Source organism: Streptomyces sp. NPDC101234 (assembly GCF_044767525.1).
Lineage (GTDB): Bacteria > Actinomycetota > Actinomycetes > Streptomycetales > Streptomycetaceae > Streptomyces > Streptomyces sasae.
The window spans coordinates 216913-243820 of sequence record NZ_JBIWOA010000005.1; the positions used below are offsets into that span (position 1 = coordinate 216913).

A 26908-nucleotide genomic window follows, 5' to 3' on the forward strand; every position below is an offset into this window, starting at 1 on the left:
GCGGTCCCCCGCTGTTAGACAGTCGCATGGATCCCTTGGAGCAACTCCTCGCCGAACGCGCCTGCGAGCGCCTCGTCATCGACTTCGTCCACCGGCTCGATCTCGGCCGGCCGTCCTCCGTCGCCGAGTTGTTCACGGCGGACGGCTGGTGGGAGTGGCCGCCGCCCGGGGACGGGCGGCGGGCCGCAGGACGGGAGGCGCTGGCCGCGTACTTCGGCTCCCGGCCGGCGGGCCGGCTGTCCCGACGCATCATGTCCAACATCCTGGTCACGGTCACCGGACCGGACACGGCGACGGCCACGTCGTACTTCCAGACGTACCGCGTCGACGGCTACGAGGGGGGCACGGTGCCGGCCGGGCCGCCCGTCCAGATCGGCCAGTACGAGGACACGTTCCGGCGCCTCGGCGGCCGATGGCTGCTGTCCTCCCGCTCCCTGGTCCTCCCCTTCGGCGGGCCGACTCCGCAGGCGAGCGGGTGAAGTGCCCCTTTGTCCCCGTGAGTTACCCCTCCAGCCCCGCCGCCGCCCGCTCCGCCGTCGACAACGGCACCTCTCCCAACGGCCCCTTCCGGCCCCCGAAGAAGATGTTCCACAGCATGTCGGGGGCGAAGAGCCGCGTCGGGGCCGTCTTCAGGCTCATCACGTCCAGCAGTCCGTGCAGTGCGCGCGGGTTCTCCGAGCCCGCCGCCACCGCCTTGTCGACGTACGCCGTGAGCAGGCGTTCCACCGCCGTCGGCGGCTCCGGTGCCGCTCCGGGGTAGTACGCGTCCTGTCCCACGGCCAGGTTCCACGCGTTGCCCACCGGGCGGGCCACCGCGCGCTGGATACGGCGGGCGGTGCCCGGAGCGCCCGCACCGTGCCGGTCGAGCACCTCGCGGACCGCGATCGCGCTCTGGGCGGCGACCGAGAGGCCGTGGCCGTAGACGGGGTTGTAGCCGGCGACCGCGTCGCCGATCACCGCGAAGCCCTCCGGCCAGGCGGGGGCGTTCTCGTAGTAGCGGCGGCGGTTGGCCGTGCTGCGGGTGGTCACCGGGTCGGTCAGCGGCTTGGCGTTGGCGATCAGCCGGCCGATGATCGGGTCCTTGAGGCCGGTCAGGGCGAAGGGCCCGAACTCGGCCGGATCGGCGGTCGGTTGTCCGCCCCGCGTACCGGAGACGGTGACCAGCCAGCGGCCGCCCTCGATGGGGACGAGGACCCCGCCGCGGCCGGGGGCGTTGCGCGGGTCGGCCTGGACGTTGACGACCGGGTAGCGGGGCACGGCGGTGGTCGCGGGCGGGGCCTCGTAGACGCGGCTGGCGTAGGCCACCCCGGCGTCCACGACGCGCTCCACGACCGGCGGCAGGCCCAGCTCCGTCAGCCAGTCCGGCGTCCGGGAGCCCCGGCCGCTCGCGTCGATCACCAAGTCTGCGTGCAGGACGCCGAGTTCGTCGTCGTCCGAGATGCGGATGCCGGTCACCCGGTCGCGGTCTCCGACCAGCCCCGCCACCCGGGTGCCGTCCCGCAGCGTCACCCGGGGCCTGCCGAGCACGTCCGCGCGGATCACCGCGTCCAGCAGGTCACGGCTGCACACGATCATGTTGTGCCGGGAGTCGGTGAACCGCCGGAACCAGTGTCCCGAAGGCGCCTTGCTGACCAGGTCCTTCATCACGTCGATGAGTCCGGCGCCCTTGCCGACGAGTTCGCCGGTGATGCCGGGGAGCAGGTCTTCGAGGGCGGCCACGCCGCCCGACCACAGGAGATGGGCGTGTCTGGCCTGCGGCAGCCCCTTGCGGTGTGCGGGGCCCGCGGGCAGCCGGTCGGCCTCGACGACGGTGACCTCGTCGAAGCGGGTGGCGAGGACCGAGGCGGCGAGCAGTCCGGCGGTGCTGCCGCCGATGACGATCGCGGTACGACGGACCGCTGCGGTGGCTCTGTCAGACATGAGTGCTGAGGCTTTCTGCGACATCCGCCCCCTGTTCGAGGAGGGCGGTTCCGACCCGGGTGGACTGAAATGCACGGGCGCTCGGCTCAGTTGGCGGCGGCACCCTCGAAGGCGGCGCCGAGCAGTTCGGCGACGACCCCGACGGGGATTCCGGTGCGGCAGGACAGCTCCCCCAGCCGTTCCGGTACGCCGGTCAGCGGGGCATGGGCGTCGCTCACCAAGGTCCCCCTGGACGTGCGTCGTCGGTCGGTCGGCCGAGCAGTCGCGAGGCTATCGAATCACCCGTGCCGCCCACCAGACGCGACAACCCATCCCGCCCGCCGGCAGTACCGCCGGCGTGGTCGGCCCCGACAGCCGCTCCATCACCAGGTCGGTCCGGGAGCCGGAGGGCCGCACCCGGGGCACCGGGTATCCGTGCTCCCATGCGTACGTCATCAGCGCGCCCTTGGCCGCCGAGTCCCCCGGTCGCCCCGCTCACGGCGCAGCACCCACGCCTCGTCGATCTCGTACACATCGGCCGAACGCCCCGAGCCGAGCAGTCTCCCCGTCATGGCGCGACCATGACGAAACGGTCTCCGCACAGCCGCCCCTCAGCTTCTTGTTGACGCCCGGTAAAGTAGCGGGGTCGTCATCACCCGTACGGGGGGAAGCCGGTGTAATTCCGGCGCTGACCCGCAACCGTGAGCCGTTCCGTGCGGCGAGCCGGACTGCCCCGCGCGGACGTTGATCGGCTCAGGTGCGCCGGTGTCCGTCGGCGCACGGCACCGTCGAGGTTACGGAGCCGAGCCGCCGGGGTGTCCCGTGCTGCCCGGCTCCCCCACAGGGAGAGGCACCCGCCGACCATGAACGTCCTCCGCCGCAGCGCCGCGGTGCTGGCCGCCACCGCCGTCATCGGCGCCGCCATGCCCACGATGACCGCACTGGCCGCCGACGATCCGTCCCCGTCCGCCTCCGCGGTGCTCCCGTCGGGGCTGTACGGCAGCACGGACCCCAAGTACGACGGCGTCTGGCGCCAGTCGCTCGCCCTGCTCGCCCAGCACACGGTCGGGGTGACCCCGGCCGCGAAGGCGGTGGACTGGCTGGCCGGGCAGCAGTGCGCGAACGGCGCGTTCGCCGCGTTCCGCGCCGAGCCGACGGCGGCCTGCGACGCCAAGGTGACGGTCGACACGAACAGCACGGCGGCCGCCGTACAGGCACTGAAGGCGGTCGGCGGCCACGACTCCGCCGTGGGCAAGGCCGTGACCTGGCTGAAGTCGCAGCAGAACAAGGACGGCGGCTGGGGCTACGCCCCTGGCTCGCCCAGCGACACCAACTCCACCGGTGTGGTCATCGGCGCCCTCGCGGCGGCCGGCGCGAGCGCGGACCGGACGCCGTACGACCTGCTGGCCAAGTGGTCCATCCCCTGCGACCAGGACGGTGGCGGTGGCGGTGGCCTCGCCTACCAGCCGGACAAGACGGGGAAGCTGTCCGCCAACGCGGACGCCACGGCCGCCGGGGTGCTCGGCGCCCTCGGCAAGGGGTTCGCGGCGACGGCCGGCAAGGCCCCGGCGGAGGGATACATCTGCGCCAACTCCGACAAGGCCCTCACCCGGGAGGAGGTGGCCCGCAACGGCGCCGAGTACCTCGCGGACGCCGTGCACGAGAAGGGCTACCTGGTCTCCGCGCTCCCCGGTGCCAAGCCCCAGCCGGACTACGGCAACACCGCCGACGCGGTCGTCGCCATGGCCGCGCAGGGCTGGACGAAGCCGGCGAAGAAGCCGTACGCCTGGCTGACGGCGAACTCCGCGCAGTGGGCGAAGCAGAGCGGGCCCGCGGCCTACGCCGAGCTGATCTTCGCGGCGCATGCGATGGGCGCGGATCCGCGCGACTTCGGCGGTACGGACCTGGTGACGGCGCTGAACGCGACGGGACCGGCCCCGCGGGCGGCTGCCGCCGAGCACACCGGGGCGAAGAAGTCGTCGGGCACCGGTGTGTGGTGGATCGTCGGCACGGGTCTCGTCGCGGGTATCGGCATCGGCTTCCTGTTCAGCGGCCGCCGGAAGCAGCGGCAGCTGTGACCGCCGTCCGCCGGGCCGCGCTGCTGCTCATGACCGCGCTCCTGGTCTGGGGGACCGCGGCGGGGCCGGCCCAGGCCGCCGGTTACCGCTACTGGTCCTTCTGGGAGCGGGACGGTTCGCGCTGGACGTACGCCACGCAGGGCCCCTCGACCGCGCAGCCCGCCGACGGTGCGGTGGAGGGTTTCCGCTTCGCGGTGAGCGAGGACTCGGCGGACGCGTCGCGGCCGCGCGGGGCGGCGGACTTCGGGACGATCTGCGCGGACACGCCGGCAGTGCGGGGCAAGAAACGGGTCGCGCTGGTCATCGACTTCGGTACGACGGCGGACGCGCCGTCCGGCGAGCGGCCGCCGGCGGGGCGGACGGTGTGCGCGGTGGTGTCCGGGGACGCGACGACGGCGGAGGCGCTGGCCGCTGTGGCGAAGCCGTTGCGGTACGACACGAACGCGTTGTTGTGTGCGATCGCCGGGTATCCCGAGAAGGGGTGCGGAGAGAAAGTGGCGGCGAGTGGTACGTCGGGCAGCGGGCCGTCTGTTGGGCTGCTGGCCGGGGTGGGAGTGGTCGTGGTGTTGGCCGCGGGGGCGGTCTGGCAGGCGCGGCGGCGGAAGGATGCGTGATCGTCACAGTGCGGGTGCGTGGGGGCTGGTCGCGCCCACGCGGCGGAGCCGCATATGTCTCAGCCCCGCGCCCCTGAAGGGGCGCCGCAGTCACGTCGGCCACAACGCGCCGCCCCGCCGCACGCGGACCCTTCACCCCGGCGCCTGGTGGCTCTGGTCGCTCTTCCTCGGGGTTGCCGCGTCCCGTACCGGCAACCCTCTGCTCCTCGCCCTCCTCATCGCGGTGACCGGCTACGTCGTCGCCGTCTGCCGGAGCCGGGCGCCCTGGGCGCGGTCCTACTCCGCCTTCGCCAGGCTCGGCCTCGCCGTGCTCCTCGTCCGTCTCGCCTTCACCGTGGTCCTCGGCTCCCCGATCCCCGGCTCGCACACCCTTCTCACCCTCCCCGAAGTCCCCCTCCCCCACTGGGCGCAGGGCATCCGGCTCGGTGGCAGGGTCACCGCCGAGGCGCTCGTCTTCTCCCTCTACGACGGTCTCCGGATCGCCACCCTGCTGATCTGCGTCGGCGCCGCGAACGCGCTCGCCAACCCGGCCAGGCTCCTCAAGTCCCTCCCGGGCGCGCTGTACGAGCTGGGCGTGGCCGTGGTCGTCGCCCTCACCTTCGCGCCGAATCTGATCGCCGACGTCCAGCGGCTGCGTGCCGCCCGCCGGCTGCGCGGCCGTCCCGACTCCGGTGTCCGCGGTCTGCTGCAGGTCGGACTCCCCGTACTGGAGGGCGCGTTGGAGCGCTCGGTCGCCCTCGCCGCCGCGATGGACGCGCGCGGTTACGGCCGCAGTGCCGACGTCTCGGCCCGGGTCCGCCGTACGACGGCCGCGCTCACCCTCGGCGGTCTGCTCGGCGTCTGTGCGGGAACGTACGGCCTGCTCACCGCGGAGGGCGGCGGCTACGGGCTGCCCGTGCTGCTGGCCGGGGTCGGTGCCGCGCTGGCGGGGCTGCGGCTCGGGGGCCGGCGTTCGCTGCGGACCCGCTACCGGCCGGATCCGTGGGACGCGCGTGCCTGGCTGGTGTCCGGGTCGGGCGCCGCCGTCGCCGCCCTGCTCACCCTGGCATCGGTGCGCGATCCGGACGCCCTGCATCCCGGGGTCGTACCGCTGGTCGCCCCCACGCTTCCGCTGTGGCCGGCGGCCGCCGTGCTGCTCGGTCTGCTGCCCGCCTTCATCGTGCCGAAGGAGTCGCCGTGATCCGCTTCGAGGATGTCTCCGTGACGTACGAGGGCGCGGCCCGACCCGCCGTCCAGGGCGTCGACTTCGAGGTGCCGGAAGGTGAACTCGTCCTGCTCGTCGGCCCGTCCGGCACCGGCAAGTCGACGATCCTCAACTCCGTGAGCGGGCTGGTGCCGCACTTCACCGGGGGCACCCTGCGCGGCCGGGTGACGGTCGCGGGGCGGGAGACCCGGACCCACAAGCCGCGCGAACTCGCCGATGTCGTCGGCACGGTGGGGCAGGATCCGCTCGCGCACTTCGTGACCGACACGGTGGAGGACGAACTGGCCTACGGCATGGAGTCGTTGGGGATCGCCCCGGCCGTGATGCGGCGGCGGGTGGAGGAGGTCCTCGATCTGCTCGGGCTCGCCGAGCTGCGGGACCGGGCCATCGCCACCCTCTCCGGCGGGCAGCGGCAGCGGGTCGCGATCGGGTCGGTGCTCACCCCGCATCCCGCGGTCCTGGTCCTGGACGAGCCGACCTCCGCCCTGGACCCGGCCGCCGCCGAGGAGGTGCTGGCCGTGCTGCAGCGGCTGGTCCACGATCTGGGGACGACCGTCTTCCTGGCCGAGCACCGGCTGGAGCGGGTGGTGCAGTACGCGGACCGGGTCGTGCTCCTCCCGGAGGCGGGAGCGGCGCCCGTGGTCGGTGCTCCCGCCGAGGTGATGGCCGTGTCGCCGGTGTGTCCGCCGGTGGTGGAGCTGGGGCGGCTGGCCGGGTGGTCGCCGCTGCCGATGACCGTGCGGGACGCCCGGCGGCAGGCGGGCGGGCTGCGGGAGCGCCTCGCCGGGCGGACACCGCCGCACCACCGAACGGCCGCACCCGCGGCTCCGCTCGCCGAGGTGCGCTCCCTCGCCGTGCGGCGGGAGCGGGTCGACGCGCTCCGGTACGTGGATCTCGCCGTCGCCCCCGGCGAGACCGTCGCGCTCATGGGCCGCAACGGCGCCGGGAAGTCCACCCTGCTCAGCGCCCTGGTCGGGCTCGTCGCGCCGAGCTCCGGCACGGTCCGGGTCGGTGGCGCGGTCCCGCACCGCACGGCCCCGCGCGACCTGGTACGCCTTGTCGGTCTGGTCCCGCAGGAACCCCGCGACCTGCTGTACGCCGACACGGTGGGTGCCGAGTGCGCGGCCGCCGACCGGGACGCGGGGGCGGTACCGGGGACCTGCCGCGGCCTGGTGTCCGAGTTGCTGCCGGGAGTCGGCGACGACACGCATCCACGGGACCTGTCCGAGGGACAGCGGCTCGCCCTCGCGCTCGCCGTCGTCCTCACCGCCCGGCCGCCGCTGCTCCTCCTCGACGAGCCGACCCGGGGGCTGGACTACGCGGCGAAGGCCCGGCTGGTCGGCGCGCTGCGCGGGCTGGCCGCCGACGGGCACGCGATCGTGCTGGCCACGCACGACGTGGAGCTGGCCGCCGAACTCGCGCACCGGGTGGTGCTGCTCGCGGAGGGGGAGGTGATCGCGGACGGGCCGACGGACGACATCGTCGTGTCCTCGCCGTCGTTCGCGCCGCAGGTGACGAAGATCCTCGCCCCGCAGCCGTGGCTCACGGTGGCCGAGATACGGGAGGCACTGGCATGAGCAGTCCGGTCCGGCTCGGCCCCCGCTCCCTCGCCGCCCTCCTCCTCGTCAGCGCGGTCGGCGTGGTCGCGATCGGCTGGCCCTTGTTCGCCCCGCCCTCCTCCCGGATCGCCTCGCACGCCCAGGACGCGCCCTGGCTCTTCGCGGGGCTGCTGGTCCTGCTGGTCGCCGTGCTCGCGGCGACCATCTCGGAGTCGGGGCTCGGCCCCAAGGCCGTCGCCATGCTGGGTGTGCTGGCCGCGACCGGGGCGGCGCTGCGGCCGGTCGGCGCGGGCACCGCCGGGATCGAGCCGATGTTCTTCCTGATGGTGCTCAGCGGGCGGGTGCTCGGGCCCGGCTTCGGGTTCACCCTCGGCTCGCTCACCCTCTTCACCTCGGCGCTGCTCACGGGCGGGGTCGGGCCGTGGCTGCCGTTCCAGATGCTGGCGATGGGCTGGTTCACGATGGGGGCCGGTCTGCTGCCGGGGCCCGAGCGGCTGCGGGGGCGGGCGGAGCTCGCGCTGCTCGCGGTCTACGGGTTCCTGGCCGCGTTCGCCTACGGCATGGTCGTGGACCTGGCCGGCTGGCCGCTGCTGAGCGGCAACGCCTCGAACATCGCCTTCGACCCGGATGCCGGGCCCGCCGCCAACCTGGCCCGTTTCCTCGCCTACAGCCTGGCCACCGCCATGGGCTGGAACCTGGGCCGGGCCCTGTGCACGGTCGTGCTCACCCTCGCGCTCGGTCCGGCCCTGCTGCGGGCGCTGCGCCGAGCGACCCGGCGGGCCGCTTTCGAGACCGCGGTCACCTTCGACGGCCCCGGACCGTGAGCCGTCGTACGCGCACGGTCAGCCGACCGGTGAAGCACCCCACATGACGCACGTCACCTACGATCCGGAACAGTAGTCAGACTTTCCCCAAATGCCTGGTTTAGGATACCCGCTGACCTGCGGATTGAGAGCCACGCCACACAGCGGACCTTCCCCGCCTATGCGACCACAACTAGTAAAAGGGGTGATTGCGGACGGGTTTCCGGGCTGCTTGTCTGGACGACGTCGCCAGGCGCCACGAGCCCACCCGGGCCGCGGCGCCGACGCATACGGACACCGCACAAGGTGTGGTTCCGGAGCACGGCGACTCCCTGTCCCCGACGAACGAGGTTCTCCGTGTCCGTGTCCTTCATCCGTCGCATCGCTTCCCCGAAGAAGGTCCTCACCGCTGCCGCCGTGGCCGCCGCCACCGCCGGTATGGCACTGAGCGCGGCGCCCGCCCAGGCCGCCACCACCTCGGCCTCCTCCGCCCAGGCGATCGCGCACAAGATGATTCCGGACGCCGCACAGTTCAACGCGTTCTCCAAGATCGTCTCCCACGAGAGCGGCTGGAACCCCTCCGCCACCAACTCGTCCTCCGGTGCCTACGGCCTGGTCCAGGCCCTGCCCGCCTCGAAGATGTCGTCCGCCGGCTCCGACTGGAAGACCAACCCGGCCACCCAGATCAAGTGGGGCCTGGACTACATGAACTCCCGCTACGGCAGCCCGACGGCCGCCTGGAGCTTCTGGCAGGCCAACGGCTGGTACTGAGCCGCCCGACCGGCTCCCCGCTGTTTTCCGGCACCCTCGCCCCCTTCTCCGGGCGAGGGTGCCGACGTATGTCCGGGCGTGGTGGACTGGCTCCGCAGCCAGCCGACCCGCCCGCCGGAGGAACGATGACGACGGCCACCCCGCCCCGCGACCCCGAGGCCCGCGGGGTGCGGCTGGTGGTCGTGCTGCTGACACTGACCATGGTGAGCGGCCTGATCGACGCGGTGAGCTTTCTCGGCCTGGGCCATGTCTTCACGGCCAACATGACCGGCAACGTGGTGATCCTGGGCTTCGCCGCCGCCGGAACGCCCGGCTTCTCGGTCCCCCACACGGCGACCTCGCTGGCCTGTTTCCTGCTGGGCGCGCTGGTGGGCGGCCGGGTGTCGGCCCGTTTCTGGGGCCGCTCCCGGCGCACCTGGACCCGGGTCACCCTGGCGGTGGAGGCGGTCCTGGTGGCCACGGCGGCGGCGGTGGCCCTCGACCGGCCGGACGGGACGGCGACGACGTACACCCTGATCGCGCTGACCGCCTTCGCGATGGGTCTGCGCAACGCGAACGTCCGCAAGCTGGGCGTGCCCGACCTGACGGCGACCACGGTCCTGACCACGACCCTGACCGGCCTCGTCGCCGAGTCCCGCTTCGGCGACGGCACCGCTCGCCACTCCCCGCGCCGCGCTGCCGCGGTCGTCGCGATGCTCGCGGGCGCGGCCCTGGGCGCCTGGCTGGCCCTCCACCACGACCTGGGCATCCCGCTGCTCGTCGCGGCAGCGGTCTCCGGCGTTCTCGCGGTCGCCGCGTCCGGGAGGGAGTAGAGCGCGTCTCGGGGGAGGCAGGAACGGGGCGTAGGGACAGGGGGTGCTCCTGCCTCCCTCGGGGCGGGCCGGCGGCGCCGGGAGCCGTCGGCCCGGGTCCGGAACGGTCTACGACGTGGTGACCTGGAGGTGTTTCACGCCGTTGATCCACGCCGAGCGGAGCCGGTCCGGGTCGCCGACCAGCCGGAGGTCCGGCATCGCGTCGGCTACGGCGTTGAAGATCAGGTCGATTTCGAGGACGGCCAGGGACTTGCCCAGGCAGTAGTGCGGGCCGCCGCCTCCGAAGCCGAGGTGGGGGTTGGGGTCGCGGGTGATGTCGAAGTCGTCGGGGTCGGTGAAGACCTCGGGGTCGTGGTTGGCGGAGGCGTAGAAGACGCCGACCCGGTCGCCCTTGCGGATCAGCTTGCCGCCCAGCTCGGTGTCCTGGGTGGCGGTGCGCTGGAAGGAGTTGACCGGGGTGGCCCAGCGCACGATCTCCTCGGCGGTGGTCGCCGGGCGCTCGCGCTTGTAGAGGTCCCAGGCATCGGGGTGGGTGAGGAAGGCGTGCATGCCGTGGGTGATGGCGTTGCGGGTGGTCTCGTTGCCGGCCACCGCGAGCATCAGCACGAAGAAGCCGAACTCGTCGGAGTTCAGGTTGCCCTCGTCCTCCGCCGCCACCAGCGTGGAGACGATGTCCTTGGCCGGGCACTGCTTGCGGTCGGCCGCCATGTTCATCGCGTAGGCGATCAGTTCGGTGGCCGACTCGGCGCCCACCGCCTCGGTGATCGCGTACTCCGGGTCGTCGTACGAGATCATCTTGTTGGACCAGTCGAAGATCTTGGCCCGGTCGTCCTGCGGGATGCCGATCAGTTCGGCGATCGCCTGGAGGGGGAGCTCGCAGGCGACCTCGGTGACGAAGTCGAAGGGTCCCGAGTGGGCGCGGGCCGCCTCGACGATCGCCCCGGCCCTGGCCCGCAGCCGTTCCTCCAGGGCGCGGATCGAGCGCGGGGTGAAGCCGCGCTGGATGATCTGGCGGACCCGGGTGTGCTCCGGCGGGTCCATGTTCAGCAGGATCAGCCGCTGGGCGTCGATCGCGTCCCGCTGCATGTGCTCGCCGAACCGGATGATCGCCGTGTTGAGCCAGGACGAGAAGATCTCGGGGTGCGTGGAGACGTACTTGACGTCCGCGTGCCGGGTGACGGCCCAGTAGCCGTCGTCCGCGAACCCGGCGAGGCCGTGCGGCTGTTCGATCCAGCGGACCGGTTCGGCCTGCCGCAGTTCGGCGAACTCCGGGAGCGGCACCCGATGGTGGAGCAGATCGGGGTCGGTGAGGTCGAACCCGTCGGGCAGCGCGGGACAGGGCATGAGCGACTCACTCCCACCGTGTACGAGCCTGGACATGTGTTCTGACGGTCCATCAGAAATGGACGGTTGCGGTGAAGGTAGTAACGGGTTCTACAAGTCGCAAGGGGCACGGTCACCTCAATTGCATGCAACCCCCTTGCGGTTGCGGACAGCCTGTCAGCAGACTGCACACAGAACTAGTACGCGTTCTAGTTCTGCGTGGCGGGCCGGGCCGGGACGCCCCTGCGCCGCGCGGGTGACCGAGGAGAGGACCGAGCCCCCATGGCCGCGGAACCCGTGATCGTCGAAGCCGTACGCACCCCCATCGGCAAGCGCGGTGGCGCGCTCGCCAACCTCCATCCCGCCTATCTCCTGGGCGAGACCTACCGAGAACTCCTCGGCCGCACCGGCATCCCCGCCGACTGCGTCGAGCAGATCGTCGGCGGCACGGTGACGCATGCCGGCGAGCAGTCCATGAACCCCGCGCGCACGGCCTGGCTGACCATGGGGCTGCCGTACGAGACGGCGGCGACGACCGTCGACTGCCAGTGCGGTTCCTCGCAGCAGGCCTCGCACATGACCGCCAACATGATCGCCGCCGGGGTCATCGACGTCGGGATCAGCTGCGGGGTCGAGGCGATGTCCCGCGTACCCCTCGGCTCCGGCTCCAAGCACGGGCCGGGCAAGCCCTTCCCCGACGAGTGGAACGTCGATCTGCCCAACCAGTTCGAGGCCGCCGAGCGCATCGCCCGCAACCGGGGCCTGACCCGCGAGGACGTCGACGCGCTCGGAGTGCTCTCGCAGGAGCGGGCGGCGCACGCCTGGGCCGAGGAGCGGTTCAAGCGCGAGACCTTCGCCGTCCAGGTACCGACGACGGAGGAGGAGCAGCACGCGGGGCAGGGCATGTGGCGCCTGGTCGACCGGGACGAGGGGCTGCGGGACACGTCGGCGGAGGCGCTGGCGGGCCTCAAGCCGGTCATGCCCACCGCCGTCCACACGGCCGGCAACTCGTCCCAGATCTCCGACGGCGCCGCCGCGATCATGTGGGCGTCGAAGCGGATGGCCCGCGCCCTCAAACTCCGGCCCAGGGCCCGGATCGTCGCCCAGGCCCTGGTCGGCGCCGACCCGCACTTCCACCTCGACGGGCCGATCGACGCGACCCGGGCCGTGCTCGGCAAGGCCGGTATGACCCTGAAGGACATCGACCTGGTCGAGATCAACGAGGCGTTCGCGTCCGTGGTGCTCAGCTGGACCCAGGTCTTCGAGCAGAACCTGGACAAGGTCAACGTCAACGGCGGCGCGATCGCCCTCGGCCATCCGGTGGGGGCCACCGGCGCCCGCCTCATCACCACCGCCCTGCACGAACTGGAGCGCACGGACAAGGAGTTCGCCCTGGTCACGATGTGCGCGGGCGGCGGTCTGGCGACCGGGACGATCATCCAGCGGCTTTGACTTGCCCCTCGGGCCGAAGCCCGAGGAATCTGGCCTTCTCGACCGTTGCCGTGCCGCTACGCGGCACGGTTTCCGGTCGGGAATCCGTGGCTTCCGACCTCGCGCGGGCCAGTCCCGCCACCGCCAGGTCCTCCACGACGATCCCTTGCCCGCGACAAGGCGGCCGGCCCGCGACGTTCGCCGGCAGCAGACCCGACCACCCTGCCGGGTCCGGTCGAGCAGCCCCACGCGACGCAACCGGATCAGGTGGTACGACACGGCGGACGCGCCCGTGTGCAGCCGCCCGGCGGGTCACCGCATCAGGGGCAGGCCGACGACAGGAGCCATCCGCCTCGCCGCCCGCGGACGCGACATGGATCACAGTGCACGGGCTGCATACAGCCGCGGGAGCGGGCATACGTCCCTGCATACACCGCATTTAGCTGCACTATGCATCAACATGCGTACGCGACGTAAGGACCCGAATCGGCCCTATGGTCGCTTTTCGACCCGTCCGGCGCCGTACGGGCCGCGTCCCCGTCCCCGTCGAAAGGCAGGCGAGCCCCGTTTTGGCGACCGCCGCAGCAGTCACCCCGTCCGTCCAGATCCCCGGCCCCCGCACCGCCTCACCCGCGCCCACGGTCACCGACCCCGCGCTGGTGAAGCGCGCCGTGAAGGCGGCCGCGCTCGGCAACGCCATGGAGTGGTTCGACTTCGGCGTCTACAGCTACATCGCGGTGACGCTGGGCAAGGTCTTCTTCCCGTCCGGCAACCCGACGGCCCAGCTGCTCTCCACGTTCGGAGCCTTCGCCGCGGCCTTCCTGGTCCGCCCGCTCGGCGGCATGGTCTTCGGCCCGCTCGGCGACCGGGTGGGCCGCCAGAAGGTCCTGGCCGTGACCATGATCATGATGGCGGCGGGCACCTTCGCGATCGGCCTGATCCCCTCCTACGCGACGATCGGCGTGGGCGCACCCCTCCTTCTCCTCGCCGCCCGCCTGGTGCAGGGCTTCTCCACCGGCGGCGAGTACGCGGGCGCGTCCACGTTCATCGCCGAGTACGCCCCGGACAAGAAGCGCGGCTTCTTCGGCAGCTGGCTGGAGTTCGGCACCCTGGCGGGCTACATCGGCGGCGCGGGCCTGGTGACCCTGATGACGGCCCTGCTCAGCTCGGACGACCTGACGTCCTGGGGCTGGCGCATCCCCTTCCTGATCGCGGGCCCGATGGGCATCATCGGCCTCTACCTGCGGATGCGGCTGGAGGAGACCCCGGCGTTCGCGGCCGAGGTGGCGAAGACCGAACAGGCCCGCCCCAAGGTCCCCCTGCGCGAGATGGTCACCGGCCAGTGGAAGGCCCTGCTCCTGTGCATGGCCCTGGTCCTGGTCTTCAACGTCACGGACTACATGCTGCTGTCGTACATGCCCAGCTACCTGACGAGCGAGCTGAAGTACGACGAGACCCACGGCCTGCTGGTCGTCCTGGGCGTGATGGCGCTGATGATGATCGTCCAGCCGTTCGCGGGAGCGCTCACCGACCGTGTCGGCCGTCGCCCGGTGATCGCGGCGGGCTGCGCGGGCTTCCTCTTCCTCTCCGTCCCGGCCGTGCTCCTGATCCGCCAGGGCAGTCTGCTGGCGGTGGCCCTCGGCATGGGCGCCCTGGGTCTCCTCCTGGTCTGCTTCACGGCGGCGATGCCGGCGGCCCTCCCGGCCCTCTTCCCGACCCGGGTCCGCTACGGCTCCCTGTCGATCGGCTTCAACGTCTCGGTGTCCCTGTTCGGCGGCACGACCCCGCTGGTGGTCACGGCCCTGATCGGAGCGACGGGGAACATGATGATGCCCGCGTACTACATGATGGCGGCGGCGGTGATCGGCGGCTTCGCGGTATGGCGCATGAAGGAGACGGCGGGACAGCCTCTTCCGGGCTCGGCGCCTTCTGTGGAAGCACCCTGACAGAAGCGCCCCGCCAGGGGCGCGGGGCCCTGTCGATATGCGGCTCCGCCGCGTGGGCGCGACCAGCCCCCACCGGACCCGCAGCCGAACACGGCCCCAACGGCTACGACTCCTACGGCTCCTTCGTCTCCGCCTCCAAAGCCTTCCGCGTGGCCGCCCCGTAGACCCCCGACTCGTCGGCCAGAATCCCCCGCGTCAGCTGGTACGTCCGCACCGCGTCCTCGGTCTTCTGGTCGTAGTCGCCGTCGGCGTTCCCCGAGTAGAGGCTCAGCTGCTTCAGCCGGAGCTGGAGTTCCGTGACCTCCGCACCGCTGTCACCGAGGCGCAGGACCGGGGGCGTGCCGGGTTCCTGGGACGCGGACGTGCCCCCCGTCGACGCCGACGCCGTGGGCGTGGCCGAGCGGGAAGGGGTCCGGGAGGGCGTCGGGCTCGCCGCGGACGGGGACGGGGTGCTGGAGGGGCTCGCGCTGACGGACGGGGACGGCGCGGCCGAGGTGACGGAGGGCGAGGGCGTCGGCGTCGCGGCGGAGGCCGACGTCGGTGTCACATCGGGGACGCTCTCCCGCACGTCCTCCGGCCCCGCCCCGTCCCGTGTCGGCGTGAGGTGGGCGAAGAGGCCGCTCACGAAACCCGCCACGGCGAGGATCGCGACCACCGCCCCGGCGACGGACAGCAACAGGGCCCTCCGGGAGCGCCGGCGGGGTTCCTCCGGGGACGCCCCGGATCCGCCGCCGTACGGCGGCTCCGCATCGGGGACGGGCGGCACCGGCACCGCCCGCAACGGCATCGTCGACTCCGCCGGCACCGCCGGCTCCACCACCGGCATCGGCTCGGTCTCCCCGCCGTCGGCGGTACCGGGACCGGCCTCGACGTCGATGTACGGCCGTATCCGCAGCGGGTCGAAGTCCTCCGCCGCCGCCTGTTCGGCCGTACGCGCGTCGCGCAACGCGTCGGACGCCCGCTGGTTGCAGTCGCAGGAAGGTGAGTTGTCCGGCCCCTTCGGCGCCCCGCACTCCGGGCACTGATGGCCTCCGGTCGTATCCGTCACGTCCGTCACGGTGTCCGCCCCTCCCCTTGCAAACTCCACAGATTATGCGAAGCACCCACACGTACGTTCGCAGGAACCCCTCGTTTCAAGGGCCGCAAAGAGAACTCGACGGGCCATAACGGGTTGCACCGTCCACGATGGAAGGTGGCCGGACGCACCCCGGGAGGTCTCCATGGCCCTGGACACGACGCACACCCCGGCGAAGGACGCGGAGCACATACCCGGCAATGTGCTCGTGCCCATCGGCGCGCTGCTGCTCGGCCTGCTGCTGGCCGCGCTCGACCAGACCATCGTGTCGACGGCGCTGCCGACGATCGTCAGCGACCTAGGCGGTCTGGAGCACCTGTCCTGGGTGGTCACGGCCTATCTGCTGGCCTCCACCGCCGCCACCCCGCTCTGGGGCAAGCTCGGCGACCAGTACGGGCGTAAGCGGCTCTTCCAGATCGCGATCGTGATCTTCCTCGTCGGGTCGGCGCTGTGCGGGATGTCCCGGAACATGGGTGAGCTGATCGGCTTCCGCGCGCTGCAGGGGCTGGGCGGCGGCGGGCTGATGGTGCTGTCGATGGCGATCGTGGGAGATATCGTCCCGCCGCGTGAACGCGGCCGCTACCAGGGGCTGTTCGGTGCCGTCTTCGGTGCGACCAGTGTGCTCGGGCCGCTGCTCGGCGGGGTGCTGACCGAGCAGCTGAGCTGGCGCTGGGTGTTCTACGTCAACCTGCCCGTCGGCATCGTCGCGCTCGCCGTGATCGCCACCGCCCTGCGCATCCCGCGCAGGAGCGCCCGCCACGTCATCGACTACCTCGGCACCTTCCTGATCGCCGCCGTCGCCACCTGCCTGGTCCTGGTGGCCTCGCTGGGCGGGACCACCTGGGCATGGGGGTCGGCGCAGATCATCGGGCTGGTGGTCGTCGGGATCGTGCTCGCGGTCGCCTTCGTGGCCGTCGAGCGGCGGGCCGCCGAACCCGTCCTGCCGCTGAAGCTGTTCGGCATCCGCACCTTCACCCTCGCGGCCGTGATCAGCTTCATCGTCGGCTTCGCGATGTTCGGCGCGATGACCTATCTGCCGACGTTCCTCCAGGTCGTGCAGGGCGTATCGCCGACCATGTCCGGGGTGCACATGCTGCCGATGGTGATCGGCCTGCTGCTGTCCTCCACCCTCTCCGGCCAGATCGTCAGCCGCACCGGCCGCTGGAAGGTGTTCCCGGTCACCGGCACCGCCGTGACCACGATCGGGCTGCTGCTCATGCATCGGCTCGACGAGCACAGCTCCACCGCGGAGATGAGCGCCTGCTTCTTCGTCTTCGGCCTGGGCCTCGGCCTGGTCATGCAGGTGCTGATCCTGATCGTGCAGAACGCCGTCTCCTACGAGGATCTCGGCGTCGCCACCTCCGGCGCGACCTTCTTCCGCTCCATCGGGGCCTCGTTCGGCGTGGCCATCTTCGGTTCCGTCTTCGCGAGCCGCCTCGCCGACAAGCTGGCCGACGCCTTCCGGGGCGTCCACCTGCCGGCCGGTGTCACCCCGGGCGCCCTCAAGGCCGACCCGCGAGGCATCGCCGCACTGCCGCCCGCGCTCCGCCCGGCGGCGCTGCACGCGTACGCGTCCTCGATCACCGACGTCTTCCTGTACGCCGCTCCGGTGGCCGCCCTCGGCTTCGTCCTCGCCTGGTTCCTCAAGGAGGACCGGCTGCGCGGCTCGGTGACCGCGCCGGACGCCTCGGAGACCATCCCGCCCAACCCGGTCCAGCGGTCCTCCTACGACGAGTGCTGCCGGGCGCTGTCGCTGCTCGGCACCCGCGAGGGGCGCCGGGAGGTCTACCGGAAGATCAACGAGCGGGCGGGGCACCCCGATCTGCTGCCCGCCGCCGGCTGGCTGCTGCTGCGGATCCGCAAGTACGGCTCGGTGGAACCGGGCGTGCTCGCGGAACGCGGTCCCGTCCCGCTGAAGGTCGTGCTGGAGGGCGCCCGCCAGCTGGAGGAGCGGCGCCTGGCCGAACGCCTGGGCCTCGAACTGACGCCGACCGACGAGGGCCGGGTGCTCGCCGAACGGCTGGCCAGGGCCCGCGAGGAGTCCCTGGCCGATCTGCTCGGCGACTGGTGGGGGCCCGACCGGCCCACCGATCTGGACCGCCTGGTACGGGAGTTGACGGACGAGATGTGCGGCACCCAGCGCGAGCAGCCGCAGAACCCGGCGGCACGGCCGGTCAGTTGAACAGCTCCTTGCGGAACCAGTGTTCGGCGTAGACGTCGTCGTTGTGCCGCTCGGTCTCCGTGTAGCCGAGCCGCGCGTACAGGGCGCGCGCCTCCACCAGGTCGCTGCGGGTGTCCAGGACGATCCGCCGGGCGCCCAGGACACGGGCCGCGTCCTCGGCCGCCGCGACGAGAAGCGCGGCGCCGCCCTTGCCGCGCAGCCCCTCGGGCACGAAGACCCGGGTGAGTTCGGCGGTGGCCGGGTCGAGGAGACGGACACCCGCGCTGCCGGCCGGCTCGCCGTCGTACCGGGCGATCAGCAACCGCCCGGTGGGCGGGGCGAGTTCGGCGCCGGTCCGGGCGGCGACCTCGCGCTCCAGCTCGGCCGGGTCGGTGCGCCGGTCCTCGTGGAGCAGGTACCAGCGGTCGCTGACCTCCGTGTAGTACGCCCGCCACAGCGCGCGGGCCACGGGCGAGTCGGGGCGTTCCGGGGTGATCGTCCAGGAGCTCATGGACCCGATCTCAGGCGGACCCGCCCGGCCCGCGCAACCGGATATGCGTGCGGCGGCTGTTTGCGCGGCGCCGTGCGGGTCACCCGGACGGCCGGCCGGCCCGTCGGGCCGAGACACCGGAAGGCAACCATGTCCACAGGCTTGACCATCGGGATCGTGATCGTGGCCGCCGTGGTCGTCGTCGCGGCCGCTCTGGCCATGACGTCCAGGGGCGGGAGCCCGCGCGGGCTGAAGCGGCGCTTCGGCCCCGAGTACGAGCGGGTCGTGGCCCAGCACGACGGCGACACCAGGGCGGCCGAGCGGGAGCTCGCCGAACGGGTGCAGCGCCACGGCGCACTGCACGAACGCGACCTGGAACCGGCGGAGCGCGAACGTTACGCGGCCCGCTGGACGACCGCACAGGAACAGTTCGTCGACTCGCCCGGGGAGGCCGTGACCGAGATCGACCGGCTGCTCGCCGAACTGGCCGCCGCCCGCGGCTTCCCGGAAGGGGGACGGTACGAGGAGCAGGTCGCCGCGCTCTCCGTGCACCACGCCGACCACGTCGACGGCTACCGCCGCGTCCACCGGGTCGCCCTGGCACCCCAGGGCGGGGCACCGCAGAGCCGGGCCGGCACCGAGGAGATGCGGGTCGCCCTGGTCGAGGCCCGTCCCCTCTTCGACGAGCTGGTCACCCCGGCCTCCCGCGGGCACGGCCGCCGTCACCGCACCGGTGCCGGTGCCGGCACCGGTGGCCGTCTGCCCTGGTCCGCCGACGCGGCCCGTCCGAAGGAGAGTTGACCGACATGACCGACGCGAGGACAGGATCCGGCCGCAGGCCCATCGGCGGCGACGAGGACCCCGGCGGCGAACTGACGCCGGGACGTGCGGAGAAGACCACCGGCCGGGACGACACCTCCGTGAGCGGGGCGGCCCCGGGACGCGAGGAGCCCGAACACGCGGGAGCCCCGGACACGTCCGGGCAGGCGGTGCCCCCGGCCGGGGCGGGGCCGGGCCGTGAGCGGGACGCCGGGCCGGACGGGCCGCTGATGCCGACGGAGGAGTGCGGCCGGCTCGAACGGCGTCTGCGGCACGCGGTCACCGAGTTCGTCGACGAGCCCCGTACCGCCGTGGAGGAGGCCGACCGGGCCGTGGCGGAGATCGCCGCCCGCTTCACCGACGCCGTCGACCGGCGCCGCCGCGCCCTGCGCTCCGCCTGGCAGTCCACGGCCGCGGACCACTCCGGCGCGGGCGACACCGAGCAACTGCGACTGGCCCTGCGTGACTACCGTGACCTGGCGGACCAGTTGCTACACCTCTGACTCCGGCTCCGCCTCCGCGGAACCCGCCGTACCCGCCGCCGCCCGGCGCTCCCGCCACTCCCGTACGACCTCCTCGACGTCGTACGGCTTCTTGCCCAGCGGGGGGCCGGGCGGGGGCTTGAACATCATGTCGCGGATCTTGACGTTGATCTCGGTGATGATCTTGCGGACGATCCGTTCCGAGGGAGCCGCCCAGGCGGCCGCCAGCGCGTCCTCGGCCTCCTTGCGCAGGGCGAGGGTCGGCGGCAGGAGGGCGAGGCCCTCACGGGCCAGCTTCCGCTTGACCCACCACATCTCGTCGTACGGCGCTTCCAGAGCGGCGGGCAACGGCTCGCCGACCCCCGGCAGTTGATCGAACTCACCGCGCCGCTGGGCGTCCCCGATCTGCTTGTCGACCCAGGACTCGAACGGCACCCCGGGTGGTTTTCGCTCGGTCATGACTCCATTGTGCCGGACGCGATCCCGCCGGGCGTTTTATCATGCCGCCGAGATCCAGGATGGATCTCAGGAAAGACCCAGGAACCGCCCAGGGGGAACGCACGTGCTCGAACTCACCATGGCCTCCGTATCCGGGGAGACGGGCGAGACGGCCGGAATGCTCATGGCCGACGCGCCCAGTGAACCGGGCGCCGTGCTGCGAGTGGGCCGCGACGCGTCCGCGTGCCGGCTCGCCACGCCCGACGACTGGCTGTTCGTCTCCCGGGTGCACCTGGAGTTCCTGTGCGGCTCCGAGGGCGGCTGGCAGGTCAGCTGGCTGCGCGGCTCCCAGGCCGAACCCTCCTCCGAGGTGCTGCTGAAGGTCGGGGAGTACGCCCAGGCCATCTCCTACGGCGGGACCGTCGCGCTGCCCCGGGGCGGCTCCGGCGAGATCGTCGTCCGGGACCGCACCGCCCCGCGCAGCGTCAACGTGGGCTTCTACCACGAGGGTTGACCCTCCGAGAGGTTCCTCAGTCGAGCACCCGCGCCAGGGCGAAGCCGTCGTAGCCCTTGCTGCCGACCGTCTGGATCGCCGTACCGGTCAGCCTCGGGTGGGCGGCGATCAGCTCGATCGCGGCGCGGGTGCCGACCACATCCGGCTCGCTGCTCTCCGCGTCGACGACCCGGCCGCCGCGCACCACGTTGTCGATGACGATCAGACTGCCGGTGCGGGTGAGCTTCAGTGCCCACTCCACGTAGTGCGCGTTGTTGGCCTTGTCGGCGTCGACGAAGACCAGGTCGAAGGGGGCCGGGTTCTCGTCGGCGAGCTTCGGCAGCGACTCCAGGGCGGGCCCGACCCGCACCTCGACGACCTTCTCCAGACCGGCCCGGGCGATGTTGCGGACCGCGACCTCGGCGTGCCGGGCGCTGTACTCCAGCGAGATCAGCCTGCCGTCGGCGGGCAGGGCGCGGGCCAGCCAGATGGTGCTGTAGCCGCCGAGGGTGCCGATCTCCAGGATGTTCCGGGCGTCCTGGATCTGCGCGAGGAGCTGCAGCAGCTTGCCCTGGTTGGCGGTGACGTTGGCGTGCGGGAGCTCGTTGGCCTCGCTCTCCCGCAGGGCCGCCTGGAGCGCCTCGTCGTCCGGTGACAGGTGGCTGGTGAAGTAGAAGTCGACGTCGTCCCAGAGCTGAGAGCCGCTCATGCGTCCGCTGCCTTTCGCATATCCAGGTAGCTGTCCACTCACAGCTACCTGGATAGCACTACTGAGGCGGCGGGCGCCCGGGGGATCTCCCGCCCCGGTTCCGGGCGGAACTCAGCCGATCGGCGCAGGGGGCTGTGCCGGGGGCGGCGACTGCACGGGCGGCGGAGGCTGTACCGGCGGTGGCGGTACGGCCGGGCGGCGGGACCGTCGTACGGTGGCCAGGGTCCCCGCGGTGATGCCCAGCAGCAGCCCGGTGCCCACCGACGCCAGCCAGGCCGGGATCCCGGCCACCTTGCGCAGCCGGTCCGTGTAGACGACCTGCTGGAACGCGGTGTCGGAGGACGCCCGGCGCAGCACGTGGTCGTCGGAGATCCGGGACGGGTACGGGAACTCCTGGGCGATCGCCGTCAGGTACGGGGTGCCGGCCGCGAGGCCGCGCAGCGCGCCGGCCGGACTGCTGAGACGGCCGGCGTAGACGACCCTGGGGCGCTCGCCCCCGATCGCCGCGCTCGGCTCCATGCGGTGCGCGGCGAGGACGTACAGGCCCAGTGACTGCGGGGTGGCCGCGAGCCCGTCCAGTCGCATCGGGTAGACCGGCCGGTCGCTGGCGAAGGCGAGGTGGAGCGGGTCGAGGGCGCCGTTCAGGGCGGTGTCCACGGCCTCGGGGGCGAGCCGGACCGCGACGTACTCCCAGCGGTGCTGGACGTACGGCTGGAGCGCGGTGTTCAGGCGGGCCGGGAACGGGAAGCCGTTGCTGCGCAGCCAGCCGTCCAGGGCGCCGGAGTCGGTGGCGGTCAGCTGGGCCACGTCGAACGGGCCGAGCCGCTGACGGTCCACCACGCCGACGCCGGAGACGTGGGCGGCTGCGCCGCCGGGCGGGCCGGGGGGCGTGCTGCTGCCGGTGGTGAGCGGCCAGTCGCCGTCCTGCGGCCAGAAGTGGTGGCGGGTGCGGTTCACCGGGGCGGTGAGGGTGTGCAGCTGGTCGAAGAGGGCCGGGTCGGCGAGGGCGACGGTGGCGCGGTGCGGGACGGGCATGATCCAGGCGGCGCGGTCGGCGTCGCCGGTGACCGTCAGGCGCATCACGATCTGTTCGCGTGTGCCGTCCCAGCGGACGACCGACTCCTCCCTGCCCACGGCGATCTGCTGCCGGGCGTCGGGGACGAGGGCGCCGGCGGCGAACGCGGACGAGGGGGCGGCGAGCCGGCCGAGCTGGATGCCGGCGAGTATCAGGAGGACCGCGACCAAACGTGCGTGTCGGCCGGTGTGCCGCTGACCGATCATGAACCGATGCCCTCCGCCCTACCGCCGACCAGGACTCCAGACGGTATAGCGGAGGGCGTGATGCCTGGCGCCGTTCCGGACAGCTACCGTCTGTCGACCGACGGTACGGACGGGGCGGTCGGTTGGTTCGAACAGTGGTACGTCGTTCGGCTGCAGGCCGGTAGGGGCTGGTCGCACAGTTCCTCCCCCAGCCTCAGCCGACGTGCACCCGGAGCAGGTCGCCCGCCACGCTCTCCACCCGCACCTCGGTCAGGTCGCGTACCACCGCGTCCGGGGCGTGCGCGGCTGCCCGCGGGCCGACTCCCACCACGCGCATCCCCGCCGCACGCCCCGCCGCGATCCCCGCGCCGGAGTCCTCGAAGACCACGCAGTCCGCCGGGGCGACGCCCAGCTCCGCCGCCCCCTTCAGGAAGCCCTCCGGGTCCGGCTTGCTCGCGCCCACCGACTCCGCCGTGATCCGCACCGCCGGCAGCGGGAGCCCGGCCGCGGCCATCCGTACCGTCGACAGCGCCACGTCCGCCGAGGTCACCAGCGCGTGCGGCAGCCCGTTCAGCGAGGCGAGGAAGGCCGCGGCGCCCGGGATCTCCACCACGCCGTCGGTGTCGGCGGTCTCCTCGGCGAGCATCCGCTCGTTGTCCGCGAGGTTCTGCTGCACGGGCCGGTCCGGCAGCAGTACCGCCATGGACGCGTGCCCCTGCCGCCCGTGGACGACCTTCATGACCTCGTCGCCGTCCAGACCGTGCCGGTCGGACCAGCGCCGCCAGATGCGCTCCACGACGGCGTCGGAGTTGACGAGGGTGCCGTCCATGTCGAGCAGGAGGGCGCGGGCGGTGAGGACGGTGGCCGTCATCGGGCAGCTCCTAGTACGAGAGAACAAGGCGGCCCCGCCCGCCGGTCAGGGAAAACGGGCGGGAGCCACTTTGTTTCTCCACGATACAAAATAATGCGGCCATCCCGCCACCGCCTTCGCCGACCGTTCACCGAGTCTTCAGCTCGCCCGGGCGCTCAGCCCGCGATCGCCTCCCACAGGCTCCACACGCCCAGCCCCAGCATCAGCACGGCCGCGACCTGCGTGATCAGGTGCAGCGGCACCTTCTTCATCAGCGCCTTCCCGCCGACGATGCCCAGTCCGGCCACCGCCCACAGCCCCAGCACCGCACCCAGGCCGACGGACAGCGGGTCGTCGTAGCGGGCCGCGAGGTTGGCCGTCATGATCTGCGTGAGGTCACCGAACTCCGCGACCAGGATGAGCATGAAGCCGGTCCCGGCGACCTTCCAGAAGGACTGGTCGGCCGGCTTGCGGATCTCCTCCTCTTCCTCGCCCTTCTTCATCAGGAGCACGGCCGCGCCGCCGAGGAACAGCACGCCGGTGATCGCGTGCACGATCTGCTGCGGGAGCAGGGTCAGTACGCTGCCGGCCGCGACGGCGAGCACGACGTGCAGGAGGAAGGCCGCGGCGACACCGGCGAAGACGTACGACGCCCGGTAGCGCGTCCCCAGGACGAGGCCGGCGAGCGCGGTCTTGTCGGGCAGTTCGGCGAGGAAGATGACGCCGAAGACGAGCGCCGTCACGGTGATGCTGATCAAGGGTCCTCAATCGGTCGGGGCCGCCCCACCGAGAGTGCTGTTCCTCACAACGCGGACGCCTCGGCACGGCAGCACACAAAGGCACCCGCGCCGGACGGCGTGGGCGTGCACTGCTTGCCGAAGGTCTCGCTGGCGACCTCTCGATCGAGGTACGCCTCCGGGCGCCGGCTCAGACGGGCTGAGCAGTATGTCGACGGTCCGGCGAAGAGCTACTCCCCTTCAACGCCCTCCACAGTACGTGACCCTTCCATCGATCCCAAGGCCGGACGTCCCACCTGTGAGTCACGTCGCACACCTTGTCATGTCATGGACGCGTCATTAGTTTCTTACCGAACGCTCACTCCACGGCAACACGGCGACGCGAGCATTCCCTAGCTCGCACCCCAACATCCCACCCCCACCAGGGAGTTCGCATGGCTCGCAACTCAACGTTCTACGCGCGTCGACGACTCAGCATACTCGCGGCTCTTACCGGACTCATAGCCTCCGCCGCTCTCCTCAACTCCCCGAGCGCGTCCGCCGCCCTCCCCACGCCGGTCAGCGCGTCCACCGCCCGCACCTACCTCGCCTCGCTCACCGTGGCGACCGAGAACCGTACGGGCTACTCCCGGGACCTGTTCCCGACCTGGATCACCATCAGCGGCACCTGCAACACCCGTGAGTACATCCTCAAGCGGGACGGTACGAACGTCGTCACCAACTCCGCCTGCACCGCCACCAGCGGCAGCTGGTACTCCGTCTACGACGGCGCCACCTGGACCGCCGCCTCCGACGTCGACATCGACCACCTGGTCCCGCTCGCCGAGGCCTGGGACTCCGGCGCCAGCGCCTGGACCACCGCCCAGCGCCAGGCGTTCGCCAACGACATCACCCGCCCGCAGCTCCTCGCCGTCACCGACAACGTGAACCAGTCCAAGGGCGACAAGGACCCGGCCGAGTGGATGCCCCCGCTCTCCTCGTACTACTGCACCTACGTCCGCGCCTGGGTCCAGGTGAAGTACTACTACGACCTCTCGGTGGACTCCGCCGAGAAGAGCGCGCTCACCAGCTACCTCGCCAACTGCTGAGCACCGGAACCTCCCCGCTGACCTCCGTCGTTCCGTACCGTACGGGGCGACGACCGAGGCGAGCCGAAGGGGCGCGCCGGAGGCGGGACGACGAACGCGCGGAGGCCCGAAGGGCTGAGCACGATCGCCGTCCCGCCTCCGGCGCACAGCGCCCCGCAGGCGAACCGACCGAGGAAAAGGGGCGGGGACTGTGGCCGGACTGCTCCTGGGACCGCTGCTGAGGTACACCGACGGCTCGTCGGCGACCGTCTGGGTCGAGACGAGCCGTCCGTGCACCGCCGGGGTCCGCTGCCCGGACGGCGCCGGCGGCACCGCGCGCACCTTCCAGGTGGCCGGCCACCACTACGCCCTGATCCCGGTCACCGGGCTGACCCCGGGGACCTCGCCGTCGTACGAGGTGGTCCTGGACGGCACCCGGGTCTGGCCGCCGCCCGACTCCCGTTTCCCGCCCCCGGTGATCCGCACCCGGGCCGACGGCGACCCCCTGCGCGTGGTCCTCGGCTCCTGCCGCTGGGCCGCTCCCCCGGCCGGCGGCCACGACCCGGCCGGCCCCGACGCCCTCGACAGCCTGGCCGCTCGGCTCGCCGCCGGCGGTGAACGGCCGGACGTACTGCTGCTGTTGGGCGACCAGGTGTACGCCGACGAGACCTCGGCGGCGACCCGGCACTGGCTCGCCGCCCGCCGCGGCCTCGCGGACCCGCCCGGCGCCGAGGTCGGGGACTACGAGGAGTACACCCGCCTCTACCACGAGTCCTGGCTCGATCCGGAGGTGCGCTGGCTGCTCTCCACGGTGCCCAGTTGCATGATCTTCGACGATCACGACGTCGTCGACGACTGGAACACCTCGGCCGCCTGGCTGGCAGACATGCGGGCCACCCCCTGGTGGCAGGAGCGGCTGCTGAGCGGCCTGATGTCGTACTGGGTGTACCAGCACCTGGGGAACCTCTCCCCCGCCGAGCTGGCCGCCGACCCGCTCTATGCGGCCGTGCTCGGCTCTCCCGACGGCACCGAGGAGTTGCGCGCCTTCGCCGCCGGCGCCGACACCGATCCGGCGTCCGTGCGGTGGAGTTACCGGCGGGACTTCGGGCGGGTGCGGCTGCTGATGGTGGACACCCGGGCGGCCCGGGTGCTCGATGAACACAGCCGTTCCATGCTCGATGACGGCGAGGCCGAGTGGCTGCGCGAACAGGCGCTGGCCGACCGGGAGTCGTACGACCACCTGCTGGTCGGCACCTCGCTGCCCTGGCTGCTGCCGCACCTGATACACGACGTCGAGATCTGGGACGCGGCGCTGTGCCGGGGCGAACGGGGTTCCCGCTGGGCCGGGTTCGGGGAGCGGTTGCGGCGGGCGGCCGATCTGGAGCACTGGGCGGCCTTCCCGGCGTCCTTCGCCGGACTGGCCGACCTGATCGCCCGTACCGGTTCGGGCCCCGAGGCGCCCGCGACCGTCTGCGTGCTCTCCGGTGACGTCCACCACGCGTATGTCGCCGAACCCTCGTGGCCCGCCGGGGTCCCGCTCGACTCCCGTGTGCTGCAACTCACCTGCTCCCCCGTCCACAACTCCGTGCCGTCGTCGATCCGGGTCGGCTTCCGGTTCGGCTGGAGCGCCCCGGCCCGGTTCCTCGGGCGGCGGCTGGCCCGGCACGGGCGCTGTGCGCGACCGCCGGTGACATGGCGGAAGAGGGGCGGGCCGTGGTTCGGCAACCAGCTCATGACACTGACGCTGCACGGCCGTTCGGCCCGGCTGCGGCTGGAGCGGGCCCGGCCGGACGGGTCCCTGGAGACCGTGGAGGAGTCCGCCCTCACCACCCCATGAGGGACAACCGGGGTGTGTGGGGCGTGCGTTGGCTTCTGTTAACCGCAACG

General features: G+C 72.4%; 27 protein-coding genes and 1 riboswitch. Of the genes, 16 read left to right on the forward strand and 11 right to left on the reverse strand.

Annotation, left to right across the window (positions count from 1 at the left end; translation table 11 throughout):
• Positions 1-26 precede the first annotated feature (26 nt).
• Positions 27-479, forward strand: coding sequence for a nuclear transport factor 2 family protein (locus tag ACIRR9_RS11645; protein WP_403750104.1), 453 nt, complete (start codon positions 27-29; stop codon positions 477-479).
• Positions 480-501: 22 nt separating this feature from the next.
• Here the strand turns inward: ACIRR9_RS11645 and ACIRR9_RS11650 are convergent, their stop codons facing one another.
• From ACIRR9_RS11650 to ACIRR9_RS11660, 3 genes are all read right to left on the reverse strand, one after another.
• Positions 502-1920 carry an NAD(P)/FAD-dependent oxidoreductase gene (locus tag ACIRR9_RS11650; protein WP_403750107.1) on the reverse strand — a complete coding sequence of 473 codons (1419 nt, stop codon included), beginning with the start codon at positions 1918-1920 and terminating at the stop codon, positions 502-504.
• Between the two features lie 86 nt (positions 1921-2006).
• Positions 2007-2138 (reverse strand): hypothetical protein, encoded by a 132-nt coding sequence (locus ACIRR9_RS11655; protein ID WP_403750110.1) that lies wholly within the window; start codon positions 2136-2138, stop codon positions 2007-2009.
• Between the two features lie 52 nt (positions 2139-2190).
• On the reverse strand, positions 2191-2355 hold the full coding sequence (locus ACIRR9_RS11660; protein ID WP_403750113.1) for a hypothetical protein: 165 nt from the start codon (positions 2353-2355) through the stop codon (positions 2191-2193).
• Positions 2356-2525: 170 nt separating this feature from the next.
• Positions 2526-2650, forward strand: a riboswitch (cobalamin riboswitch).
• Between the two features lie 112 nt (positions 2651-2762).
• On the opposite strand from ACIRR9_RS11660, the gene ACIRR9_RS11665 reads away from it, so the two are divergent.
• The 7 genes from ACIRR9_RS11665 (at position 2763) to ACIRR9_RS11695 (ending at position 9740) form a co-directional block, all read left to right on the forward strand.
• Positions 2763-3977 (forward strand): prenyltransferase/squalene oxidase repeat-containing protein, encoded by a 1215-nt coding sequence (locus tag ACIRR9_RS11665; protein WP_403750115.1) that lies wholly within the window; start codon positions 2763-2765, stop codon positions 3975-3977.
• On the forward strand, positions 3974-4591 hold the full coding sequence (locus ACIRR9_RS11670) for an SCO2322 family protein (protein WP_403750118.1): 618 nt from the start codon (positions 3974-3976) through the stop codon (positions 4589-4591). The genes ACIRR9_RS11665 and ACIRR9_RS11670 overlap by 4 nt, the downstream gene beginning before the upstream one ends.
• Positions 4584-5771 carry an energy-coupling factor transporter transmembrane component T gene (locus ACIRR9_RS11675; protein ID WP_403750121.1) on the forward strand — a complete coding sequence of 396 codons (1188 nt, stop codon included), beginning with the start codon at positions 4584-4586 and terminating at the stop codon, positions 5769-5771. Before ACIRR9_RS11670 ends, ACIRR9_RS11675 begins: the two co-directional genes overlap by 8 nt.
• Positions 5768-7372, forward strand: a complete 1605-nt coding sequence (locus tag ACIRR9_RS11680) for an ABC transporter ATP-binding protein (RefSeq protein WP_403750123.1) — start codon at positions 5768-5770, stop codon at positions 7370-7372. The genes ACIRR9_RS11675 and ACIRR9_RS11680 overlap by 4 nt, the downstream gene beginning before the upstream one ends.
• Positions 7369-8178, forward strand: a complete 810-nt coding sequence (locus tag ACIRR9_RS11685; RefSeq protein WP_403750126.1) for an ECF transporter S component — start codon at positions 7369-7371, stop codon at positions 8176-8178. Before ACIRR9_RS11680 ends, ACIRR9_RS11685 begins: the two co-directional genes overlap by 4 nt.
• A gap of 336 nt (positions 8179-8514) precedes the next feature.
• Positions 8515-8928 carry a transglycosylase SLT domain-containing protein gene (locus tag ACIRR9_RS11690; RefSeq protein ID WP_403750128.1) on the forward strand — a complete coding sequence of 138 codons (414 nt, stop codon included), beginning with the start codon at positions 8515-8517 and terminating at the stop codon, positions 8926-8928.
• A 125-nt stretch (positions 8929-9053) separates the two neighbouring features.
• Positions 9054-9740 (forward strand): YoaK family protein, encoded by a 687-nt coding sequence (locus ACIRR9_RS11695; RefSeq protein ID WP_403750130.1) that lies wholly within the window; start codon positions 9054-9056, stop codon positions 9738-9740.
• Positions 9741-9848: 108 nt separating this feature from the next.
• On the opposite strand, the gene ACIRR9_RS11700 is transcribed toward ACIRR9_RS11695, so the two are convergent.
• Positions 9849-11084 carry a cytochrome P450 gene (locus ACIRR9_RS11700; protein ID WP_403750132.1) on the reverse strand — a complete coding sequence of 412 codons (1236 nt, stop codon included), beginning with the start codon at positions 11082-11084 and terminating at the stop codon, positions 9849-9851.
• A 261-nt stretch (positions 11085-11345) separates the two neighbouring features.
• Here ACIRR9_RS11700 and ACIRR9_RS11705 point away from each other — a divergent pair, with 261 nt between their 5' ends.
• The gene (locus ACIRR9_RS11705; RefSeq protein ID WP_403750135.1) at positions 11346-12515 is read left to right on the forward strand and encodes a steroid 3-ketoacyl-CoA thiolase; all 1170 of its coding nucleotides are present in this window, start codon (positions 11346-11348) and stop codon (positions 12513-12515) included.
• Between the two features lie 473 nt (positions 12516-12988).
• Positions 12989-14440 (forward strand): glycine betaine/L-proline transporter ProP, encoded by a 1452-nt coding sequence (proP, locus tag ACIRR9_RS11710; RefSeq protein WP_403750137.1) that lies wholly within the window; start codon positions 12989-12991, stop codon positions 14438-14440.
• Positions 14441-14552: 112 nt separating this feature from the next.
• On the opposite strand, the gene ACIRR9_RS11715 is transcribed toward proP, so the two are convergent.
• On the reverse strand, positions 14553-15488 hold the full coding sequence (locus ACIRR9_RS11715) for a peptidoglycan-binding protein (RefSeq protein WP_403750139.1): 936 nt from the start codon (positions 15486-15488) through the stop codon (positions 14553-14555).
• A gap of 172 nt (positions 15489-15660) precedes the next feature.
• On the opposite strand from ACIRR9_RS11715, the gene ACIRR9_RS11720 reads away from it, so the two are divergent.
• Complete coding sequence (locus tag ACIRR9_RS11720; RefSeq protein WP_403750140.1) at positions 15661-17697, forward strand: DHA2 family efflux MFS transporter permease subunit; 2037 nt, start codon at positions 15661-15663, stop codon at positions 17695-17697.
• Here ACIRR9_RS11720 and ACIRR9_RS11725 read toward each other — a convergent pair.
• Positions 17690-18187: a GNAT family N-acetyltransferase gene (locus tag ACIRR9_RS11725; protein ID WP_403750143.1), complete on the reverse strand. Its 498-nt coding sequence runs from the start codon at positions 18185-18187 to the stop codon at positions 17690-17692. The genes ACIRR9_RS11720 and ACIRR9_RS11725 overlap by 8 nt on opposite strands.
• Before the next feature lie 129 nt (positions 18188-18316).
• Between ACIRR9_RS11725 and ACIRR9_RS11730 the strand changes: the two genes are divergently transcribed.
• Both ACIRR9_RS11730 and ACIRR9_RS11735 read left to right on the forward strand, forming a co-directional pair.
• The gene (locus tag ACIRR9_RS11730) at positions 18317-18967 is read left to right on the forward strand and encodes a hypothetical protein (protein WP_403750146.1); all 651 of its coding nucleotides are present in this window, start codon (positions 18317-18319) and stop codon (positions 18965-18967) included.
• Positions 18968-18972: 5 nt separating this feature from the next.
• On the forward strand, positions 18973-19488 hold the full coding sequence (locus ACIRR9_RS11735) for a hypothetical protein (RefSeq protein ID WP_403750148.1): 516 nt from the start codon (positions 18973-18975) through the stop codon (positions 19486-19488).
• Here ACIRR9_RS11735 and ACIRR9_RS11740 read toward each other — a convergent pair.
• The gene (locus tag ACIRR9_RS11740; protein ID WP_403750149.1) at positions 19477-19926 is read right to left on the reverse strand and encodes a DUF1992 domain-containing protein; all 450 of its coding nucleotides are present in this window, start codon (positions 19924-19926) and stop codon (positions 19477-19479) included. The two genes, ACIRR9_RS11735 and ACIRR9_RS11740, sit on opposite strands and share 12 nt — an antisense overlap.
• Before the next feature lie 103 nt (positions 19927-20029).
• Between ACIRR9_RS11740 and ACIRR9_RS11745 the strand changes: the two genes are divergently transcribed.
• Entirely contained in the window at positions 20030-20419 is a 390-nt protein-coding gene (locus ACIRR9_RS11745; RefSeq protein WP_403750152.1) for a hypothetical protein, read from the forward strand.
• A 16-nt stretch (positions 20420-20435) separates the two neighbouring features.
• Here ACIRR9_RS11745 and ACIRR9_RS11750 read toward each other — a convergent pair whose 3' ends face one another.
• The 4 genes from ACIRR9_RS11750 to ACIRR9_RS11765 all read right to left on the reverse strand — a co-directional run bounded on the left by ACIRR9_RS11750 (position 20436) and on the right by ACIRR9_RS11765 (position 23975).
• Positions 20436-21107 carry an O-methyltransferase gene (locus ACIRR9_RS11750; RefSeq protein ID WP_403750155.1) on the reverse strand — a complete coding sequence of 224 codons (672 nt, stop codon included), beginning with the start codon at positions 21105-21107 and terminating at the stop codon, positions 20436-20438.
• Between the two features lie 111 nt (positions 21108-21218).
• On the reverse strand, positions 21219-22388 hold the full coding sequence (locus tag ACIRR9_RS11755; protein ID WP_403750158.1) for a DUF2330 domain-containing protein: 1170 nt from the start codon (positions 22386-22388) through the stop codon (positions 21219-21221).
• Between the two features lie 193 nt (positions 22389-22581).
• Positions 22582-23238: an HAD-IA family hydrolase gene (locus tag ACIRR9_RS11760; protein ID WP_403750160.1), complete on the reverse strand. Its 657-nt coding sequence runs from the start codon at positions 23236-23238 to the stop codon at positions 22582-22584.
• A 155-nt stretch (positions 23239-23393) separates the two neighbouring features.
• Positions 23394-23975 (reverse strand): TMEM165/GDT1 family protein, encoded by a 582-nt coding sequence (locus tag ACIRR9_RS11765; protein WP_123977501.1) that lies wholly within the window; start codon positions 23973-23975, stop codon positions 23394-23396.
• 413 nt (positions 23976-24388) lie between these two features.
• Here ACIRR9_RS11765 and ACIRR9_RS11770 point away from each other — a divergent pair, with 413 nt between their 5' ends.
• Positions 24389-25042, forward strand: a complete 654-nt coding sequence (locus ACIRR9_RS11770; RefSeq protein ID WP_403750163.1) for an HNH endonuclease family protein — start codon at positions 24389-24391, stop codon at positions 25040-25042.
• A 190-nt stretch (positions 25043-25232) separates the two neighbouring features.
• Positions 25233-26858, forward strand: a complete 1626-nt coding sequence (locus tag ACIRR9_RS11775; protein ID WP_403750165.1) for an alkaline phosphatase D family protein — start codon at positions 25233-25235, stop codon at positions 26856-26858.
• Positions 26859-26908: the final 50 nt, after the last annotated feature.